The following is a 17,033-nucleotide window of genomic DNA, read 5'->3' as shown; positions in this document are numbered from 1 at the left end:
CATGGCCAAGAAAAGCGCCGTCAACCGCAACGAAGCCGTCAAGGCTCTCGTCAAGCAATACGCCGAAAAGCGCGCCGCGCTGAAGGCGATCGCCAACGACGAGACCCTGCCGCTCGAGGAACGCTTCGAGGCTCGCCTCAAGCTGGCGAAGCTGCCCCGCAGCAGCTCGCCGATCCGCATCCGCAACCGCTGCGAAGTCACGGGCCGTCCGCGCGCCTATTACCGCAAGCTTAAGATGAGCCGTGTGGCCCTTCGCGAACTTGGTTCGCAAGGCCTGATCCCCGGCCTCGTCAAGTCGAGCTGGTGAGGACGATCAGATGTCGATGAACGACCCCCTGAGCGACATGATCGCTCGCATCAAGAACGCCGCCCTGCGCAAGCGCAACAAGGTCTCGACGCCGGCTTCCAAGCTGCGCGCCCGCGTCCTCGACGTGCTGGCCGACGAGGGCTACATCCGCGGCTACTCGCTGGTCGAGAAGCCCGGTGCGTTCCCCGAATTCGAGATCGAGCTCAAGTACTTCGACGGTGAGCCCGTGATCGCCGAGATCAGCCGCGTGTCCAAGCCTGGCCGTCGCGTCTATTCGTCGATCAAGGACCTCAAGCCGATCAAGAACGGCCTGGGCATCTCGATCCTGTCGACGCCGAAGGGCGTCATGTCGGACACCGCTGCACGCGACGCTAACGTCGGCGGCGAAGTCCTCTGCCGCGTCTACTAGGCGCGGGAGGGAAAGAGCATGTCACGTATCGGTAAGAAAGCCGTCGCAATCCCCTCGGGCGTGCAAGTCACGCTCGCGGGTCAGACGGTCACGGTGAAGGGCCCGAAGGGTCAGCTGTCGTGGACGATCGCCGACGAAGTCGAAGTCAAGCAAGAGGGCGCTGAGCTCCTGCTGACTCCGCGCGTCGACACGAAGCGCGCCAAGGGCATGTGGGGTCTGTCCCGCACTCTGGTGGCCAACATGGTGCACGGCGTCACCGCCGGCTTCGAGGAAAGCCTCGAGCTGGTCGGCGTCGGTTACCGCGCCGCCATGAAGGGCACCGCCCTGAGCCTCCAACTCGGTTTCAGCCACGACGTGGACGTTGAGGCTCCGGCCGGCGTCACCTTCGCTGTGCCGAAGCAAACCGAAATCAAGATCGCCGGCATCGACAAGCAGGCGGTCGGCGAGATTGCCGCGAAGATCCGCCGCATTCGTCCGCCTGAGCCGTACAAGGGCAAGGGCGTGCGCTATGCTGGCGAGAAGGTTCGCCGCAAGGAAGGCAAGAAGAAGTAAGCCATGGCGCTCTCTCCTCGTGAATCGGCGGCCAAGCGCGCTCAGCGCAACCGGACCCGCCTCAAGTCGCTGGCCAACGGCCGTCCGCGCCTGTCGGTCTTCCGCTCGTCCAAGAACATCTACGCCCAGGTCATCGATGATGAACGCGGCGTGACCCTGGCGTCGGCTTCCACCCTGGAAGCCGAAGGCAAGGGCGCGGATAAGGACGCTGCGGCCGCCGTCGGCAAGCTCGTCGCCGAGCGCGCGATCGAAAAGGGCGTCAAGGACGTCGTCTTCGATCGTGGCGGCTACATCTTCCACGGACGGGTGAAAGCCCTGGCCGACGCCGCGCGCGAAGCCGGCCTGAACTTCTAAGGGAAACACAATGGCTCGTGGTGACCAACAGCGCGGTGAAGGCGGTCAACGCCGTGACCGTCGCGACCGCAACGCCCCCGAAGAGCGGGTCGACAGCGACATCGTCGAAAAGCTCGTCCACATCAACCGCGTCGCCGCCACCGTGAAGGGCGGCCGTCGCTTCAGCTTCGCCGCTCTGATGGTCGTTGGCGACCAAAAGGGCCGCGTCGGCTTCGGTCATGGCAAGGCGCGTGAAGTGCCGGAAGCCATCCGCAAGGCGACCGAAGAAGCCAAGAAGACCATGATCCGCGTCCCGCTCCGCGAGTCGCGTACCCTGCACCACGACGGCGCTGGCCGTTGGGGCGCTGGCAAGGTCATGATGCGCGCTGCCCCTCCCGGCACGGGCGTCATCGCCGGTGGTCCGATGCGTGCGGTTCTCGAAACCCTGGGCGTCCAGGACGTCGTGGCCAAGTCGACGGGTTCCTCGAACCCGTACAACATGGTCCGCGCCACGTTCGAAGCCCTGAAGGTCCAGTCGTCGCCCCGCCAGATCGCCGCCAAGCGCGGCAAGAAGGTTGGCGACATCCTCGGCCGTCGCGCCGACGGCGCTTCGTCGCCGGAAGCCATCGAGGGCTAAGTCATGGCTGAAGCTAAGCAAGTCACGGTCCGCCAAACCGGCAGCCCGATCCGTCGCGAAAAGGACCAGCGCGCTACGCTCGCCGGTCTGGGTCTCAACAAGCTGGGCCGCGTGTCCACGCTGGAAGACACCCCGTCGGTCCGCGGCATGATCCGCAAGGTCGCGCACCTGCTGGAAATCGTCGAGTAAGTCTGTTACACGACGACCCAAGATCGCCACCCCGGTGAAAGCCGGGGTGGTTTTCGTTTGAAGAAACCGCCCGAAAGGGCAGCCGAGTCCGGCCTCGTGGCCGGGCGCAGATCTCCAAGGAGAGGCACATATGACCAAGCTGAACGAACTGGCTCCGGCTCCCGGCTCCACCAAGGGCCGCATGCGCGTCGGCCGCGGCCCGGGCTCGGGCAAGGGCAAGACCGCCGGTCGCGGTGTGAAGGGGCAGAAGGCGCGCTCGGGCGTCGCCATCAACGGCTTCGAAGGCGGTCAAATGCCGCTGCACATGCGCATGCCGAAGCGCGGCTTCAACAACCCCTTCCGCCTCGAGTTCGCTGAAGTGAACCTGTGGCGCCTGGAACAAGCCGTCGAAGCCGGCAAGCTGAAGGCCGGCGCTGACGTCTCGGTCGCCGACCTGGTCGCCGCTGGCGTCATCCGTCGTGAACTCGACGGCGTGAAGCTGCTGGGCAAGGGCGAAATCAAGTCGGCCCTGAAGCTGACCGTCTACTCGGCCACCGAAGCCGCCATCAAGGCCGTCGAGGCCGCCGGTGGTTCGGTCACCGTGACCAAGAAGGCCAAGGCGCAAGCCGAAGCCTAAGACCACAGAGTCATCCCGAGCCGTCCAGCCAGGTGGTCCTGGCGGGCGGCCCGGGAGCCGGGCGGGGTAGGGGCCTTTGCGCACCAGCCCGCCATAAAGCCCCATCGGGATGACGTTCTTTCGAGGCTCGCCGTGACATCACGGCGAGCCTCACCTATGTGTGGCTCCGCACTGGGGCCTACGCCCAGCGATTGGCGATTCCGCCGACGCTTCGGCCAGGCCCCGTACAATACTTGGAGCGCGCTCCGCGTCGTCGCCTTCGACGATCCGGCCGCGCTCTCGTCGTGGGGAATTGAATGGCCTCGGCCGCCGAACAGCTCGCAGCCAACATGAACTTCGGGTCCTTCCAGAAGGCCACCGAACTTCACAAGCGCATCTGGTTTACGCTCATCGCCCTGGTGGTGTTCCGCCTGGGCACCTACGTGCCGATCCCGGGCATCAACCCGGAAGCCTTCGCCAGCGCCTTCGCCGGCCAGTCGAAGGGCATCCTGGGCATGTTCAACATGTTCTCGGGCGGCGCCGTCGAGCGTATGGCCATCTTCTCGCTGAACGTGATGCCCTACATCAGCGCATCGATCATCGTGCAGCTGATGGGCTCGGTGTATCCGCCGTGGGAGAAGCTGAAGAAGGAAGGCGGCGAAGCCGGCCGCAAGACCCTCAACCAGTATACCCGCTACCTGGCCGTCATCCTGGCCCTGGTGCAGTCGTTCTCGATCGCCGTCGGCCTGCAGAGCCAGCCGAACCTGGTCTATTCGGAACTGCCGGGCTGGTTCTTCGTCCTGTCGACCGTGGTCTCGCTGACCGGCGGCACCCTGTTCCTGATGTGGCTGGGCGAGCAGATCACCAGCCGCGGCGTGGGCAACGGCGTGTCCCTGATCATCTTCGCCGGCATCGTAGCGGCCCTGCCGCGCGGTCTTGGCCAGCTGTTCGTCACCGCCCAGAACACCGGCAACTACTTCCCGCTGATGGTGATCTTCGTGCTCGCCGTGGCGGTGATCTTCGCCATCGTGTTCATGGAGCGCTCGCAGCGCCGCCTGCTGGTGCACTATCCCAAGCGCCAGCAAGGCAACCGCATGGTCGGCGGCGACAGCTCGTTCCTGCCGCTGAAGATCAACACCGCGGGCGTCATCCCGCCGATCTTCGCCTCGTCGCTGCTGCTGCTGCCGACGACCGCCATGCAGTTCCTGAACCCGGCCAACCTGCCCAACTGGGCCCAGTGGCTGCCGCCCGTGGTCGGCGCCATGCAGCACGGCCAGCCGCTGTTCATGCTCAGCTATGCCGGCCTGATCATCTTCTTCTCGTTCTTCTACACCTCGGTGGTGTTCAATCCGGACGAGACGGCCGAGAACCTTCGCAAGTACGGCGGCTTCCTGCCGGGCATCCGTCCGGGCAAGCGCACGGCCGAGTACCTCGACTATGTGCTTACCCGCCTGACGGTGATTGGCGCGGCCTACATCACCGCCGTCTGTCTTTTCCCGGAATTGTTGATGGGCGCTCTTGGCAACAAGAACTTCGCCCTCGGCGGCACCTCGATCCTGATCGTGGTGACGGTGACCATGGACACCGTGGCGCAGATCCAGTCCCACCTGCTGGCGCACCAGTACGAGGGCCTGATCAAGAAGTCGAAGTTGCGCGGCGGCCGCGGCGGTCGCTGACGCAAGCGTGAAACCACCCGGAAGCCGGATTGTCACAATCCGGCTTCCGTTTTCTTTGAACGCATTCTAGGTCTGCCCTCGGTGAGGGGCGTCAGACCCTGGGAAACGCGTGAAGGGGCTTTTATGAACTTGATCCTGTTTGGCCCTCCCGGGGCGGGCAAGGGCACCCAGGCCAAGCGACTGGTCGAGCAACGCGGCATGGTCCAGCTGTCGACCGGCGACATGCTGCGCGCGGCGATCGCCTCGGGCTCCGAGCTCGGGCAGAAGGTCAAGGGCGTGCTGGATCGCGGCGACCTGGTCACCGACGAAATCGTCATCGCCCTCATCGAGGAGCGCCTGCCCGAGGCCGAGGCGGCCGGCGGCGCCATCTTCGACGGCTTCCCCCGCACCGTGGCGCAAGCGCAGGCGCTGGACGTCATGCTGGCCAAGCGCGGCCAGAAGATCGACTCCGTCGTGCGACTCGAAGTAGACGAGCCCGCCTTGATCGAGCGGATCACCAAGCGATACGCGGAGCAGGGGCGGTCGGACGACAACCCCGAGACCTTCGTGAACCGTCTGGCCCGCTACAACGCCGACACCGCGCCGCTGCTCCCGTACTATCGCGAGCAAGGCAAGCTGGTGGAAGTGGACGGCATGGGGGCGGTGGAAGCCGTCGCCGCTTCGATCGACGCGACCCTCACGGTCGTGGCGTAAGTTTTAATGGAATCCGTTCCCAGAACGGATTCCGCCATTGACGGATGCGCAACGATCCCTATAACGGGGCGCTTCCGCGAAAGGGCGCGATCTGTGCGCGTCGGTCTGGGTCTTCGGATCGGGCCGAGCGCGCCGTTCGCGTCTTTGGTGCGTGACTAGGAGAACATTAGACGTGGCCCGTATCGCAGGCGTCAACATCCCGACGAACAAGCGCGTTGTCATCGCGCTTCAGTATATTCACGGCATCGGCCCGAAGTCCGCTCGTGACATCGTCACGAAGGTGGGCATCGAGGACGCCCGTCGCGTCAATCAACTGACCGACGCGGAAGTCCTTCAGATCCGTGAAACGATCGACCGTGATTTCACCGTGGAAGGCGACCTGCGTCGCGAAAACTCGATGAACATCAAGCGTCTGATGGACCTGGCCTGCTACCGCGGCCTGCGTCACCGCAAGGGCCTGCCGGTCCGCGGCCAGCGCACCCACACGAACGCTCGTACCCGCAAGGGTCCGGCCAAGCCGATCGCCGGCAAGAAGAAGTAAGGTAGCCTGACCGATGGCCAAGGAACCGGGTCGCGTTAAAAAGCGCGAACGCAAGAACATCACCTCGGGCGTGGCGCACGTGAACGCCTCGTTCAACAACACCATGATCACCATCACGGACGCTCAGGGGAACACCATCTCCTGGTCGAGCGCCGGCATGATGGGCTTCAAGGGCTCGCGCAAGTCGACCCCGTATGCCGCTCAGATGGCCGCCGAAGACGCGGGCAAGAAGGCTGCGGAACACGGCGTGAAGACCCTGGAAGTCAACGTTTCGGGTCCGGGTTCGGGTCGTGAATCGGCCCTGCGCGCCCTGCAGGCCGTCGGCATGACCATCACGACGATCCGCGACGTCACGCCGATCCCGCACAACGGCTGCCGTCCGCCCAAGCGCCGTCGCGTCTAGTATTTTTTAGATCCAATTCTCCTTCGCCGGCTGCGTCAAACGCGGCCGGCGAGTCGCGTTCAAGGGACACCACGTGATCGAAAGAAACTGGAACGAGCTGATCCGTCCTGAGAAGCCGCAGATCGAAACCGGCGCCGACGCGACCCGCAAGGCTCGCATCGTCGCTGAACCGCTCGAGCGTGGTTTCGGTGTGACGCTCGGCAACGCCCTGCGTCGCGTTCTCCTCTCGTCGCTGCAAGGCGCCGCCGTCACCGCCATCCAGATCGATGGCGTGGTGCACGAGTTCTCGTCGCTCGAGGGCGTTCGTGAAGACGTCGTCGACATCGTTCTGAATATCAAGCAACTCGCCGTGCGCATGCACGCCGAGGGCCCCAAGCGCATGACCCTGCGCGCCTCGGGCGCCGGTCCGGTCACCGCTGGCCAGATCGAAACCCCGGCCGACATCGAAATCCTGAACCCCGACCACGTGCTCTGCACGCTGGACGAGGGCGGCTCGGTGCGCATGGAATTCACGGTCAACACCGGCAAGGGCTACGTCCCGGCCGACCAGAACCGTCCGGAAGACGCGCCGATCGGCCTGATCGCCGTCGACGCCCTGTATTCGCCGGTGAAGCGCGTGGCCTACAAGGTCGAGCCGACCCGCGAAGGCCAGCGTCTGGACCGTGACAAGCTGACCCTGGAAGTCGAGACCAACGGCGCCGTCACCCCGGTGGACGCCGTGGCCTACGCCGCTCGCATCCTGCAAGACCAGCTGCAGATCTTCATCACCTTCGAAGAGCCCAAGGCCAAGGCCGCGGACGAAACGAAGCCCGAGCTGCCGTTCAACCCGGCCCTGCTCAAGAAGGTCGACGAGCTGGAACTGTCGGTCCGTTCGGCCAACTGCCTGAAGAACGACAACATCGTCTACATCGGCGACCTGATCCAGAAGACCGAAGCCGAGATGCTCCGCACCCCGAACTTCGGTCGCAAGTCGCTGAACGAAATCAAGGAAGTGCTCGCCGGCATGGGCCTGCACCTCGGCATGGACGTGCCGAACTGGCCGCCGGAAAACATCGAAGACCTGGCCAAGAAGTTCGACGACCAGATCTAAGACGACTATCGCGCTGAATCCGGGCCGTCTTTCGATCCTTCGGGATCGGAGGGCGGCCTGGGCCTTTTGAAGCCGCCTAGCGGTGGAGGGCCCCGGCGCTTCGTTCTGACCCGGCCGGGAAGCGAGCTGGGACTGGTGACAACAGGCGCTTCTTTCGCGCCGCTCGGGCCAAGAGCCCAGGAGATACAAAATGCGTCACGGTTACGCCCACCGCAAACTCGGCCGCACCTCGGCTCACCGCACCGCCATGTTCGCCAACATGTCGGCCTCGCTGATCAAGCACGAGCAGATCGTCACCACCCTGCCGAAGGCCAAGGAACTGCGTCCGATCGTCGAGAAGCTGGTCACCCTGGCCAAGCGCGGCGACCTGCACGCTCGTCGTCAGGCCATCAGCTCGGTCCGCGACGTCGAGCAAGTCGGCAAGCTCTTCGCCGTGCTCGGCCCGCGCTACAAGGACCGTCAGGGCGGCTACATCCGCGTCCTGAAGGCCGGCTTCCGCTACGGCGACAACGCCCCGATGGCCGTGATCGAGTTCGTCGACCGCGACGTCTCGGAGAAGGGCAAGGACTCGGGTCCGGTCTACGCCAACGAAGCCGAAGACTAATCTTCAGCCCAGGCTGAAACGAGAAGGCCCCGGAGCGATCCGGGGCCTTTTTGCTGTTCTGGAGTATTGGCGGGGGAGAGGGCGGCTTTTCCGAGCCCTCTCTACTTGAGGGAGCAGACCGTCACCGGCTGACGATGATCCCGTCGAACTCGGGCAGAGCCAGCTTCAGCTTCTCGCGCGCGAACGCGCCCGCCGTCAGCGGGCCGTGCATCCTTCCTGGGCCGTCGGGTTCGACCTCGACGTAGAAGAACAGCGGCGTCTCGTCGGGGAGGTCGCGTCGGGCGATGACGACGTATCGCTCGTCGCCGCCGTACTGGTCGATACGCGGGCCCAGCACTGTTTCGCAGGTCAGGGTGTCACGCTCCCAGCACAGGCGCAGGGCCTCGCCGCGCGCGTCGGAGGCCAGGCGGTAGCGGCCGGCGACGATCTCGTAGGTCCCCTGGAAGTCCAGCCAGCCCACGCCGCCCGCGCCGCGTACGTAGCGGGCGTCGCGTTCGATCCACTTGCCTTGCAGCCGCACCTTCTCGCGGCACAAGGCGACGTCGGCGATGGAGGTCATCCGGCAGGCGGCGGGCTTGCGATCGGTGGGGGAGGGCGCGGGCGTCGGCGCAGGCAATCTGCGCGCCTCGGCCAGGGCCGCCTCGCGGGCGATGGCGGCCTTCTCGATGGTCGCCTGCTGCTCGGGCGAGAGCGTGAAGTCCGGCTGGGCGGCGCAGGCGGCGCCGGCGATCGCCATGAAGGCCGCCGCCCACGAAAGCCGGGCGGCGGGGAAGGAAACCGATTTCGTCATTCCCGCGTCAGGTCCTGCCGCTGGAACAGGGCCAGGGCGGCGGCCGAAAGGCCAGCCAGCCAGGCGGCGAGGAAGCCGAGAGCCAGGGCCCATGGCGCCGGCTCGTCGACGACGCTGCGCGACGTCAGGAGCACGGTCTTCAGGAGGTCGCCCGAGAAGGCCGGGATGGCCAGGGCCTTGAGGCTGGGCTCGTGCATCTGGCTGGCGACGATCGACTGGATGGCGGCGAACACCAGCCCGACGATCAGCGCGCCCATGGTCGAGCGGGTGACGACGCCCACCACGGCCGACAGGGCCACCAGCACCATCAGCTGCAACCAGCTGATCGCGAAGGTCCCCAAGAGGTCGACGCCCGCCGAGCCGCGATAGGCCACCAGGGCCCCGCCGCTGGTCGCAGCGCTGAACAACCCGCCCAGGGCCGCGGCCAGGGCGTAGAGCACGAGGCTGATCGCCACCGCGCCGGCCACCGTCGCCAGCTTGGCCAGCAGCAGGTTCACGCGGCCGTTGCGCGGGGTCAGCAGCCGCCAGGTCTCCCAGCGGTAGTCGCCGGCCAGCACCGCGGTCGACAGGATCAGCACGAACAGTCCCACGACCGGCGAGGCGCCGCCGGCCAGCGCCTTGACCATCCGCCCGACCAGGTCGACCGGAATGGGCGGGGCGCCCGTCATCAGACTGCGGGCGAAGAGTTCACCGCCGATGTTGAGGGCCAGGCCCGCGATCGGGGCGAACAGCACGCCCCAGAACAGCGTGCCCCGGTCCTTGAGCAGGCGGAAGCGTTCGGCGGAGATGGCGTCAGCGAGCATCGGCCGGCTCCTTGGCTTGCAGGATGTCGAGATAGGCGCTTTCCAGGTCGGCCTCGCGCCAGCGGGCCTCGTGGACGTCGACGCCGGCGCCGACCAGGGCGCGGATCAGGGCGGGAGCCTCGTGGCGTTCGATCTGGGCCAGCACGGCGTCGGGACCGTCGGCCGCGCCCTGCTCGCCGAGGATCTCCAGCACCTGGGCCGTCGGACTGGCGACCAGGCGCAGGGCGGGCTTGCGGCCGGCCAGGGTCTCCACGGGGCCTTCGGCCACCAGCTTGCCCTTGGCCAGGATCGCCACGCGGTCGCAGACCCGCCGCACCTCGTCCAGCTGGTGGCTGGCCAGGATGATGGTTGCGCCTTCCTCGGCGGCCAGGCGGCGGATCAGTTCGCGGATCTCCTGGATGCCGGCCGGGTCCATGCCGCTGGTCGGCTCGTCCAGGATGGCCAGGGTGGGGCGGGTGAAGAACACCGCCGCCAGGCCCAGCCGCTGCTTCATGCCCACCGAATAGGTCGAGGTCTTGCGGTCGGCCGCGCCCGACAGGCCCACGCGGTCCAGCCAGCCGTCGATGTCGACATCGCGGGCGCCGCTTTGCAGGGCCAGCATCTTCAGCGCGTCGCGCGCGGTCAGGTAGGGCGGATAGCGCGGCGTCTCGATCATCGCGCCCACCTGGCGCAGCGACGAGGCGTGGCCGGCCGGCGAGCCCGACAACCGCGCAACGCCCGAGGTCGGCCTCACCAGGCCCATGGCGATGCGGAAGAGGGTGCTCTTGCCCGCGCCATTTGGGCCCAGAACGCCGAACACGCCGCCGGCGGGGATCCTCAAGGTCAGGTCGTCCAGCGCCCTCACGGCGCCGTAGGTCTTGGTCAGCCCTTCGGCCTCGAGCGCGAAACTCATGCGGCGCAGGCCTGGCGCGGCGACATCGGACGACTCCCTTATGAACTTGCCGCGACTATGGGCGATGGACCGCCGGTCGGCCAAGTTGTTTGGCGACTGCAATACGAATTGTCGCCGAGCTGTCCTATAGGGGCGGGACTCTTTGCTTCAGGGCCCGGCCATGACCGCTCTTTCCCGCTTCGCCGCATTCATGGCGATCGCCGTCCTCTCAGGCTGCGCGACCGCGCCGCGTCCCGTGGCCGAAGGCCCGCTGGCCCAGGCCGCCAAGGCCGAGGCTTCCATGGCCAAGGCGCCGCTGACCATCCTGATCTCGATCGACGGCTTCCGCGCCGACTATCTGGACCGCGGCGACACCCCGGCCATGAAGGCCCTGGCCGACGACGGCGTGCGGGCGGCCATGCGTCCGTCGTTCCCGTCGCTGACCTTCCCCAACCACTACACCCTGGTCACCGGCAAGCGTCCCGATCACAACGGCATCGTCGGCAACACGATGGAGGATCCAGAGATCCCCGGCGTGACCTTCACGCTCAGCAATCGTGACGCGGTGACCGACAGCCGCTGGTGGGAAATGGCCAAGCCGATCTGGGTCAGCGCCGAGCAGCAGGGCGTCAGGACCGGCACCATGTTCTGGCCGGGCTCGGAAGCCCAGATCGACGGCGTGCGCCCGACCAAGTGGGCCGTGTTCGACCAGAAGAAGCCGTCCAACGACCGGGTCGACACCCTGTTGTCGTGGATCGACGAGACCGAGGACGCCCCCCTGGGCCTGGCCACGCTCTATTTCGACGTCGTCGACAGCGCCGGCCACCGCTACGGCCCGGACTCGGCCGAGGTGCGCAAGGCCGCCGCCGACGTCGACACCGCCATCGCCCGCCTGGTCGAGGGCCTCAAAGCCCGCGGCCTCTATGACCGCACCAACATCGTCATCGTCGCCGACCACGGCATGGCCCCGCTGCCGGGCAAGCAGCGCGTGGTGCTGGACGAGGCGGTCGACCTCTCCAAGCTGCGCTATGTGGGCCTGGGCGCCATCGCCGGCATCTATCCCAACAAGGGCGAGGAGGCCGCCGTCGCCGCCGCCCTGACCAAGCCGCAGGCGCACATGACCTGCTGGGAGAAGGCCAGGATCCCGACCCGTCTGCACTATGGCAGCAATCGCCGCATCGCCCCGATCGTCTGCTCGGCCCAGACCGGCTGGTACATCACCACCGCCGAGTCCCAGGCCAAGCGCACCAGCCCCGAGCGCGACGGCGGCGCCCACGGCTTCGACAACGCCGATCCCCTGATGCAGGCGGTGTTCGTCGCCCGCGGTCCGGCCTTCAAGTCGGGCAAGACCCTGCCGGTGTTCGACAATGTCGACGTCTATCCGCTGCTGGCCAAGGTGACGGGCGTGCGCCCCGAGAAGGTCGACGGCCAGCTGGCCCCGGTGGCCGGCGCGCTGCGCTAGTCAGAAGCGGTCCGGCCGGTCGTCGCGGCCGGCCGGACCCTTTCCATCAGGCCTTGGTCAGGGACGGTTCGGCGAGCAGGGCGCGCTCGTCGAGCCTGGAGATCACGGCGCTGCTGCGCTTCTGGCTCTCCGCCAGGGACGCCCGAACTTCGCGCAGGCCCCGCGTGGCCAGCACCTCCACGTCGCGCAGCCAGCCCTTCAGGTCGTCCTTGCCCTCCTGCGCGGCGGCCGCCAGCACGGCCGCGCCCACGACCACGTCGGCGAAGATCTTGGGATCGACCTCCAGCCTGGGATCCAGCACCTCGCCGCGCTCCTTGACCCGCAGGCCGGCGTTCCAGGGATAGACCTGCTCCTGCAGCACCTCCCACAGCGGGCGCAGCGGCTGGATCGGGTAGAGCACGATCGGCAGGAACTGCAATGTGAAGCAGCCGCCGCGCACGCTGGCGAAGTAGTGGTCGGCCAGGCCCGCCAGCTTCAGATGCCAGCGCACCCGCAGCTCGGGCAGGATCTTGCGGTCCAGCTTGGGCAGGAACTCGATCATCTGCGGCCGCCGGGCCATGGTCCGGAAGGCCTCGTAGACCACCAGGATCTGGCGGTCGTGCGGGATCAGCCAATAGACGAGGTTGCGGAAGTAGGCCTTGATCGGCTCGTAGTCGTCGGTCTGGCCGGGCAGCAGCGAGGCCAGGAAGCCCTGGCGCTTGCGGAGCTCGGGCGAGGTGCTGTCGCCGATCAGGTTGACGTTGAAGAAGTGGTGCCAGGTGGAGTCCACCGCCACGCGGCCCAGGCGCCGGCCGGCCCGCTCGACCAGATGGCCGTCATAGGCGCCGATCACGCCGAACAGCTTGGTCTCGGCGGTCGCCGGCTTGTCGGGATCGTTGGTGGTGTGTCCGCCGATCACCTTGCCCTGGGCCACCACCACCGGCGCGATGCGCTGGGTCGTGCCGATGCCCACGGGATACTCCTCCTCGCTGTAGTCGGGCGTGGGGCCGGGCACAGGGATGCTGATCGTGTGGGTCAGGTTGGCCGGGACCTCGCACTGTCCTTCGTGCGCGTGGTCGGGAAGGCGGCGAACCACGCCGCCGGGCGAGCACAGCAGCGGGTGCGGGTAGTTGCGGCGGAAGTAGCGCCCGGAGATCGAGCTGAACCAGCGCGGATAGATCTCCTGGCCGCGGTTGTCGGACTGGTCGTCGAAATCGTACTCGGTGTCGGCGTCGTCCGGACCTTCGCGCAGTGTGTCGTGCCGCAGTTCGAGGTGATCTTCGCCGACTGTGCCGACAGGGGCGGGCGGTTCGCCCAGCGGCCCGGTCCCGGGCCAGTACCAGCGCCGCATCGAGCGCACGCGCGGGATCTGCCGGCACAGGCTGGCGCCGAGGTCTTCGTGGTCGCCGGTGGCGAACACCCCGCCGCCCCGGTCCATGAACCTGGCGATCGCCGCCACCTCGGCGGCGCTGGCGCTGGCCGCCCCGTCGCGAGTGATCGGGAACATGAAGATCTCGTCGTACTGGTTGAGATCGTGGGTCGAGAAGTCGAAGTCGATCAGGTCGGCCCCCGTGCCCGGAACGTTGTCCCGATGGGCCTTGGTGATCTGGATGTTGAAGCCGTCCCAGCTGGTGGTCTCCAGCACATGGACGAACTCGCCGAGGTGGAACTGCTCGGCGCCGTTGGCGGGCAGGGTGCGGCGGTACCCGCCGCTGTAGGAGTCGGTGACGATGAGGATCTTGACCGTAGGCATGCGCGTGCTCTCCGTCTTTCAGGGCAAAACGCTGAAGCAGACTGGGTCACAGGGCGCTCGCGCCGACCGACGTCGCGGCCGGGCCCCCTCCAGGCGCGGGGCGCGGCGGACATAGGCCGCGCTTGCGTGCAAACTCACAAGTCGAAATTTGAGGCCATAACAACCTTGTGTTGCTTTCGTGGTGAATGTTGCAATTAGTTTTGTTTTGGGTGAAATATTATCGGTATCTGAAAATTGGAGGTTCGCATGGCACGCCTGACTTCGGCGCTCTGCTACAAGGATCCCAAGGCCGCCCTGAAATGGCTGGAGGCGGCGTTCGGCTTCGAACTGGTGCTGCTGATCGAGGATGGCGACGGCAATCTCGCCCACTCGCAGATGACGCTGGGCGAGGCCAATGTGATGGTCGGCAACGAGTGGAGCGCCGACCACGCCAGCCCCGCCTCGCTGGGCGGCAAGAACACCCAGACCGTGCACATCCATATCGAGGACGACATCGACGCCCACTGCCAGCGGGCCCGCGCGGCCGGGGCCGAGATCCTGATGGAGCCGGCCACCCAGTTCTACGGCGACCGCACCTATCGCTGCCGCGACCTGGAGGGCCACATCTGGACGGTCGGCCAGACGGTGAAGGCCGTCACCCGCGAGGAGGCCGAGGCCGCCACCGGCCTGAAGATCCAGGGCTGGGCGTGAGCCCCGACGACTTTCGCCGCCTGGCGCTGGCCCTGCCGGGCGTGGTCGAGGGCGCGCACATGGGCACGACGGACTTTCGGGTCGGGCGGATCTTCGCCACCCTGGGCTATCCCGACATCCGCTTCGGCATGGTCCAACTGACCCGCGACCTGCAGGAGATGCTGGTCGCCGCCGAACCGACCGCCTTCGTTCCGGTCAAGGGCGGCTGGGGCCTAAAGGGGGCGACCAATGTCGTGCTCGACGCCGTCGACGAGGCCACCCTGAAGAGCGCCCTGGAGCAGGCCTGGCGGCTGAAGGCCGGCAAGCGTCTCCTGGCGGAACTGGACGCCCGCGCATGAGCCTGGACCGCACGCTGGCGGCCCTGGCCGAACCGCATCGCCGACGGACGGTCGAGTTGCTGGCCGACGGTCCGCGCCGGGCGGGCGACCTTGCAGAGGCGCTCGGCCTCTCGCCGCCAGCCATGAGCCGTCACCTGCGAGCCCTGCGCGAGGCGCGGCTGGTCGAGGAGAGCCACCCGCCGTTCGACGCCCGGGTGCGGGTCTACGCCCTGCGGCCCGAGCCTATGGCGGAACTGAAGGCCTGGGCCGCCGCCGCCGAGGCGCTGTGGAGCGACCAGCTGCTGGCGCTGAAGGCCCATGTCGAGGTCGAAGAGACGTGAGCGCCCGTATCCTCGTGGCCCTGCGCATGAAGGCCGCGCCTGAGCGGGTGTTCGACGCCTTCGTCGGCGAGATCGGCGCCTGGTGGCGGCCCAGCCCCTTGTTCTCGTTCACCCCGCGCTCGCCGGGCGTACTGGCCTTCGAGGGGCAAGGGGAGGGCGCGCGCCTCGTCGAGCGGCTGGCTTCGGGCAAGACGTTCGAGATCGGCCGCGTACGGGTCTGGACGCGCGGCGAACGGCTGGTGTTCGGCTGGCGTCAGGCCGCCTTCGCACCGGGCATGGACACCGAGGTCGAGGTCACCTTCGAGGCCGTCGGAGCAGAGACGCGGGTCACCGTCCAGCATCGTGGCTGGGAGACCGTTCCTGCCGAGCACGTGGCCCGGCACGGTTTCCCGGATCAGGTCTTCCTCCTGCGCCACGGCCAGTGGTGGACGGCGCTTCTGGAGGGATTGGCCGGCCATCTAACTTCTCCCCCGTAAAACGGGGGAGGGGGACCGGCGAAGCCGGTGGAGGGGGGCGGCCGCGCGCACGGCGCTCTTTCCCTCGCCCCCTCCGTCACGGCGCGTATCCGCGCCGCGCCACCTCCCCCGTTGCCCGGGGGAGGAGCTAGATGGCCCCCCTTGCCGACTATCCGACTGGCGGTCAAACATCCCGCCCCCGGGAGGTCCCATGTCCGAACCTATCGCCCATCCGGCCCGCAAGGCGGCGCTGGGCTTCATCTTCGTCACCGCCTTGATGGACGTGCTGTCGCTGGGGCTGATGATCCCGGTCCTGCCCAGCCTGGTGAAGCAGATGGCCGGCGGCCAGACCGACATGGCGGCGCAGTGGACCGCCGCGTTCGGCATGGTCTGGGGCACGATGCAGTTCTTCTGTTCGCCGATCCTGGGCATGATGTCCGATCGCTTCGGGCGACGGCCGGTGATCCTGATCTCGATCTTCGGCCTGGGCGTCGACTACATCTTCATGGCTCTGGCCCCGACGCTTTGGTGGCTGTTCGTCGGCCGGATCATCCACGGAGCCACGGCGGCCAGCTTCTCGGCGGCGGGGGCCTACATCGCCGACGTCACGCCCGAGAAGGGGCGGGCCAAGGCTTTCGGCCTGATCGGGGCGGCCTGGAGCGTCGGCTTCATCGCCGGCCCGGCCCTGGGCGGCCTGCTGGGCAAGATCGACCTGCACCTGCCGTTCTGGGTGGCGGCGGCCATGGCCCTGCTGAACTGGCTCTACGGCCTGCTGGTGCTGCCGGAATCGCTGCCGCCCGAAAAGCGCATCGCCCGCTTCGACTGGACCAAGGCCAGCCCCGTCGGTTCGCTGAAGCTCCTGGGCTCGCACCCCGACCTGCCGCGCCTGGGGGTGGTCAGCTTCCTGATGCAGCTGGCCCACAACGCCTATCCCAGCGTCTTCGTGCTCTACACCGGCTATCGCTACGGCTGGGACACCGCCCAGATCGGCCTGCTGATGATGCTGTCGGGCATACTGGGGGTGATCGTCCAGGCCCTGCTGATCGGGCCGATCGTGGACCGACTGAAGGAGCGCGGCGCGGTGATCGTCGGCCTGGTCTGCTTCGTCGTATCGTTCGCGGTGTTCGCCTTCGCGCCCAACGGCTGGATCTTCGCCTCGGGCCTTGCCGTCAGCGCCTTCGCCGCCCTGATCCAGCCCGGCCTGATGGGCATGATGACCAAGCGGGTCGGTCCCAGCGAGCAGGGACAGCTGCAAGGGGCCAACTCGGCGATCATGGGGCTGACGGCGATCATCGGTCCGGCGCTCTACGGCCTGTCGCTGGCCTTCGCCGTGCGCCACGAGCAGACCCTGCACCTGCCGGGCCTGCCGCTGGTCATCGCCGGCCTGCTGGCCCTGGGCGGCCTGATGGTGATCTTGAACACACGCAGGGCCCGTCCGGCGGCCGTCGCGGAACCGGGCCTTGATCCCGCGCGCTGAACGCCTTGATTGCGCCCGAAAACTTCGCTGTTTAAGGGGCGAGAGCGCGTGCCTGGCTCTCGCTGG

General features: G+C 67.4%; 23 protein-coding genes. 19 read left to right on the top strand and 4 right to left on the bottom strand.

The features are described from left to right. Window position 1: 1 nt before the first annotated feature. The 13 genes from rpsN (at window position 2) to rplQ (ending at window position 8,029) form a co-directional block, all read left to right on the top strand. Window positions 2-307, top strand: coding sequence for a 30S ribosomal protein S14 (rpsN, locus tag ACODR1_RS20550; RefSeq protein WP_058348443.1), 306 nt, complete (start codon window positions 2-4; stop codon window positions 305-307). 10 nt (window positions 308-317) lie between these two features. Further along, on the top strand, window positions 318-716 hold the full coding sequence (gene rpsH, locus ACODR1_RS20545; RefSeq protein WP_058348444.1) for a 30S ribosomal protein S8: 399 nt from the start codon (window positions 318-320) through the stop codon (window positions 714-716). Window positions 717-734: 18 nt separating this feature from the next. Continuing rightward, window positions 735-1,268 (top strand): 50S ribosomal protein L6, encoded by a 534-nt coding sequence (gene rplF, locus ACODR1_RS20540; protein ID WP_101719243.1) that lies wholly within the window; start codon window positions 735-737, stop codon window positions 1,266-1,268. Window positions 1,269-1,271: 3 nt separating this feature from the next. Then, window positions 1,272-1,622, top strand: a complete 351-nt coding sequence (gene rplR, locus ACODR1_RS20535) for a 50S ribosomal protein L18 (protein ID WP_058348446.1) — start codon at window positions 1,272-1,274, stop codon at window positions 1,620-1,622. 10 nt (window positions 1,623-1,632) lie between these two features. Beyond that, window positions 1,633-2,238 (top strand): 30S ribosomal protein S5, encoded by a 606-nt coding sequence (gene rpsE, locus ACODR1_RS20530; RefSeq protein WP_058348447.1) that lies wholly within the window; start codon window positions 1,633-1,635, stop codon window positions 2,236-2,238. Window positions 2,239-2,241: 3 nt separating this feature from the next. Further along, on the top strand, window positions 2,242-2,427 hold the full coding sequence (rpmD, locus tag ACODR1_RS20525; protein WP_058348448.1) for a 50S ribosomal protein L30: 186 nt from the start codon (window positions 2,242-2,244) through the stop codon (window positions 2,425-2,427). Between the two features lie 130 nt (window positions 2,428-2,557). Further along, entirely contained in the window at window positions 2,558-3,043 is a 486-nt protein-coding gene (rplO, locus tag ACODR1_RS20520; protein WP_101719244.1) for a 50S ribosomal protein L15, read from the top strand. A gap of 296 nt (window positions 3,044-3,339) precedes the next feature. Then, window positions 3,340-4,698, top strand: coding sequence for a preprotein translocase subunit SecY (secY, locus tag ACODR1_RS20515; RefSeq protein WP_277794721.1), 1,359 nt, complete (start codon window positions 3,340-3,342; stop codon window positions 4,696-4,698). Window positions 4,699-4,821: 123 nt separating this feature from the next. Beyond that, window positions 4,822-5,391, top strand: coding sequence for an adenylate kinase (locus ACODR1_RS20510; protein WP_058348451.1), 570 nt, complete (start codon window positions 4,822-4,824; stop codon window positions 5,389-5,391). A 172-nt stretch (window positions 5,392-5,563) separates the two neighbouring features. Next, a complete protein-coding gene (gene rpsM, locus ACODR1_RS20505) occupies window positions 5,564-5,932 on the top strand; it encodes a 30S ribosomal protein S13 (protein ID WP_165262858.1) in 369 nt (122 codons plus the stop codon). A gap of 13 nt (window positions 5,933-5,945) precedes the next feature. Continuing rightward, window positions 5,946-6,335 carry a 30S ribosomal protein S11 gene (gene rpsK, locus ACODR1_RS20500; RefSeq protein ID WP_058348453.1) on the top strand — a complete coding sequence of 130 codons (390 nt, stop codon included), beginning with the start codon at window positions 5,946-5,948 and terminating at the stop codon, window positions 6,333-6,335. Window positions 6,336-6,408: 73 nt separating this feature from the next. Then, entirely contained in the window at window positions 6,409-7,425 is a 1,017-nt protein-coding gene (locus ACODR1_RS20495; RefSeq protein ID WP_101719247.1) for a DNA-directed RNA polymerase subunit alpha, read from the top strand. 190 nt (window positions 7,426-7,615) lie between these two features. Then, on the top strand, window positions 7,616-8,029 hold the full coding sequence (gene rplQ, locus ACODR1_RS20490) for a 50S ribosomal protein L17 (RefSeq protein WP_101715823.1): 414 nt from the start codon (window positions 7,616-7,618) through the stop codon (window positions 8,027-8,029). 121 nt (window positions 8,030-8,150) lie between these two features. On the opposite strand, the gene ACODR1_RS20485 is transcribed toward rplQ, so the two are convergent. From ACODR1_RS20485 to ACODR1_RS20475, 3 genes are read right to left on the bottom strand one after another with little or no spacing between them, the layout of a single operon-like run. After that, window positions 8,151-8,819 carry a hypothetical protein gene (locus ACODR1_RS20485; RefSeq protein ID WP_488882105.1) on the bottom strand — a complete coding sequence of 223 codons (669 nt, stop codon included), beginning with the start codon at window positions 8,817-8,819 and terminating at the stop codon, window positions 8,151-8,153. Then, window positions 8,816-9,622, bottom strand: coding sequence for a DUF2705 family protein (locus tag ACODR1_RS20480; protein ID WP_488882104.1), 807 nt, complete (start codon window positions 9,620-9,622; stop codon window positions 8,816-8,818). The genes ACODR1_RS20485 and ACODR1_RS20480 overlap by 4 nt, the downstream gene beginning before the upstream one ends. Then, window positions 9,612-10,514 carry an ABC transporter ATP-binding protein gene (locus ACODR1_RS20475; protein ID WP_488882103.1) on the bottom strand — a complete coding sequence of 301 codons (903 nt, stop codon included), beginning with the start codon at window positions 10,512-10,514 and terminating at the stop codon, window positions 9,612-9,614. Before ACODR1_RS20475 ends, ACODR1_RS20480 begins: the two co-directional genes overlap by 11 nt. Window positions 10,515-10,674: 160 nt before the next feature. Here ACODR1_RS20475 and ACODR1_RS20470 point away from each other — a divergent pair, with 160 nt between their 5' ends. Further along, complete coding sequence (locus ACODR1_RS20470; RefSeq protein WP_488882102.1) at window positions 10,675-11,955, top strand: alkaline phosphatase family protein; 1,281 nt, start codon at window positions 10,675-10,677, stop codon at window positions 11,953-11,955. Window positions 11,956-12,001: 46 nt separating this feature from the next. Here the strand turns inward: ACODR1_RS20470 and ACODR1_RS20465 are convergent, their stop codons facing one another. Then, window positions 12,002-13,687: a hypothetical protein gene (locus ACODR1_RS20465; protein ID WP_488882101.1), complete on the bottom strand. Its 1,686-nt coding sequence runs from the start codon at window positions 13,685-13,687 to the stop codon at window positions 12,002-12,004. 246 nt (window positions 13,688-13,933) lie between these two features. Here ACODR1_RS20465 and ACODR1_RS20460 point away from each other — a divergent pair, with 246 nt between their 5' ends. The 5 genes from ACODR1_RS20460 to ACODR1_RS20440 all read left to right on the top strand — a co-directional run bounded on the left by ACODR1_RS20460 (window position 13,934) and on the right by ACODR1_RS20440 (window position 16,967). Then, window positions 13,934-14,377, top strand: coding sequence for a VOC family protein (locus ACODR1_RS20460; RefSeq protein WP_488882100.1), 444 nt, complete (start codon window positions 13,934-13,936; stop codon window positions 14,375-14,377). Then, on the top strand, window positions 14,374-14,715 hold the full coding sequence (locus tag ACODR1_RS20455) for an MmcQ/YjbR family DNA-binding protein (RefSeq protein WP_488882099.1): 342 nt from the start codon (window positions 14,374-14,376) through the stop codon (window positions 14,713-14,715). The genes ACODR1_RS20460 and ACODR1_RS20455 overlap by 4 nt, the downstream gene beginning before the upstream one ends. After that, entirely contained in the window at window positions 14,712-15,035 is a 324-nt protein-coding gene (locus ACODR1_RS20450) for an ArsR/SmtB family transcription factor (protein WP_488882098.1), read from the top strand. The genes ACODR1_RS20455 and ACODR1_RS20450 overlap by 4 nt, the downstream gene beginning before the upstream one ends. After that, window positions 15,032-15,511 (top strand): SRPBCC domain-containing protein, encoded by a 480-nt coding sequence (locus ACODR1_RS20445; protein WP_488882097.1) that lies wholly within the window; start codon window positions 15,032-15,034, stop codon window positions 15,509-15,511. Before ACODR1_RS20450 ends, ACODR1_RS20445 begins: the two co-directional genes overlap by 4 nt. Before the next feature lie 190 nt (window positions 15,512-15,701). Continuing rightward, a complete protein-coding gene (locus ACODR1_RS20440; protein ID WP_488882096.1) occupies window positions 15,702-16,967 on the top strand; it encodes a TCR/Tet family MFS transporter in 1,266 nt (421 codons plus the stop codon). Window positions 16,968-17,033 lie beyond the last annotated feature (66 nt).

The organism is Caulobacter sp. FG7 (genome assembly GCF_057808875.1).
This window is presented reverse-complemented; position numbering and strand designations above follow the sequence as displayed.

Bases quoted from the DNA above. Each gene is read 5' to 3' on its own strand.
- rpsN (WP_058348443.1), top strand. From the start codon at position 2: ATGGCCAAGAAAAGCGCCGTCAACCGCAACGAAGCCGTCAAGGCTCTC.
- rpsH (WP_058348444.1), top strand. From the start codon at position 318: ATGTCGATGAACGACCCCCTGAGCGACATGATCGCTCGCATCAAGAAC.
- rplF (WP_101719243.1), top strand. From the start codon at position 735: ATGTCACGTATCGGTAAGAAAGCCGTCGCAATCCCCTCGGGCGTGCAA.
- rplR (WP_058348446.1), top strand. From the start codon at position 1,272: ATGGCGCTCTCTCCTCGTGAATCGGCGGCCAAGCGCGCTCAGCGCAAC.
- rpsE (WP_058348447.1), top strand. From the start codon at position 1,633: ATGGCTCGTGGTGACCAACAGCGCGGTGAAGGCGGTCAACGCCGTGAC.
- rpmD (WP_058348448.1), top strand. From the start codon at position 2,242: ATGGCTGAAGCTAAGCAAGTCACGGTCCGCCAAACCGGCAGCCCGATC.
- rplO (WP_101719244.1), top strand. From the start codon at position 2,558: ATGACCAAGCTGAACGAACTGGCTCCGGCTCCCGGCTCCACCAAGGGC.
- secY (WP_277794721.1), top strand. From the start codon at position 3,340: ATGGCCTCGGCCGCCGAACAGCTCGCAGCCAACATGAACTTCGGGTCC.
- ACODR1_RS20510 (WP_058348451.1), top strand. From the start codon at position 4,822: ATGAACTTGATCCTGTTTGGCCCTCCCGGGGCGGGCAAGGGCACCCAG.
- rpsK (WP_058348453.1), top strand. From the start codon at position 5,946: ATGGCCAAGGAACCGGGTCGCGTTAAAAAGCGCGAACGCAAGAACATC.
- rplQ (WP_101715823.1), top strand. From the start codon at position 7,616: ATGCGTCACGGTTACGCCCACCGCAAACTCGGCCGCACCTCGGCTCAC.
- ACODR1_RS20485 (WP_488882105.1), bottom strand. From the start codon at position 8,819: ATGACGAAATCGGTTTCCTTCCCCGCCGCCCGGCTTTCGTGGGCGGCG.
- ACODR1_RS20480 (WP_488882104.1), bottom strand. From the start codon at position 9,622: ATGCTCGCTGACGCCATCTCCGCCGAACGCTTCCGCCTGCTCAAGGAC.
- ACODR1_RS20475 (WP_488882103.1), bottom strand. From the start codon at position 10,514: ATGAGTTTCGCGCTCGAGGCCGAAGGGCTGACCAAGACCTACGGCGCC.
- ACODR1_RS20470 (WP_488882102.1), top strand. From the start codon at position 10,675: ATGACCGCTCTTTCCCGCTTCGCCGCATTCATGGCGATCGCCGTCCTC.
- ACODR1_RS20465 (WP_488882101.1), bottom strand. From the start codon at position 13,687: ATGCCTACGGTCAAGATCCTCATCGTCACCGACTCCTACAGCGGCGGG.
- ACODR1_RS20460 (WP_488882100.1), top strand. From the start codon at position 13,934: ATGGCACGCCTGACTTCGGCGCTCTGCTACAAGGATCCCAAGGCCGCC.
- ACODR1_RS20450 (WP_488882098.1), top strand. From the start codon at position 14,712: ATGAGCCTGGACCGCACGCTGGCGGCCCTGGCCGAACCGCATCGCCGA.
- ACODR1_RS20440 (WP_488882096.1), top strand. From the start codon at position 15,702: ATGTCCGAACCTATCGCCCATCCGGCCCGCAAGGCGGCGCTGGGCTTC.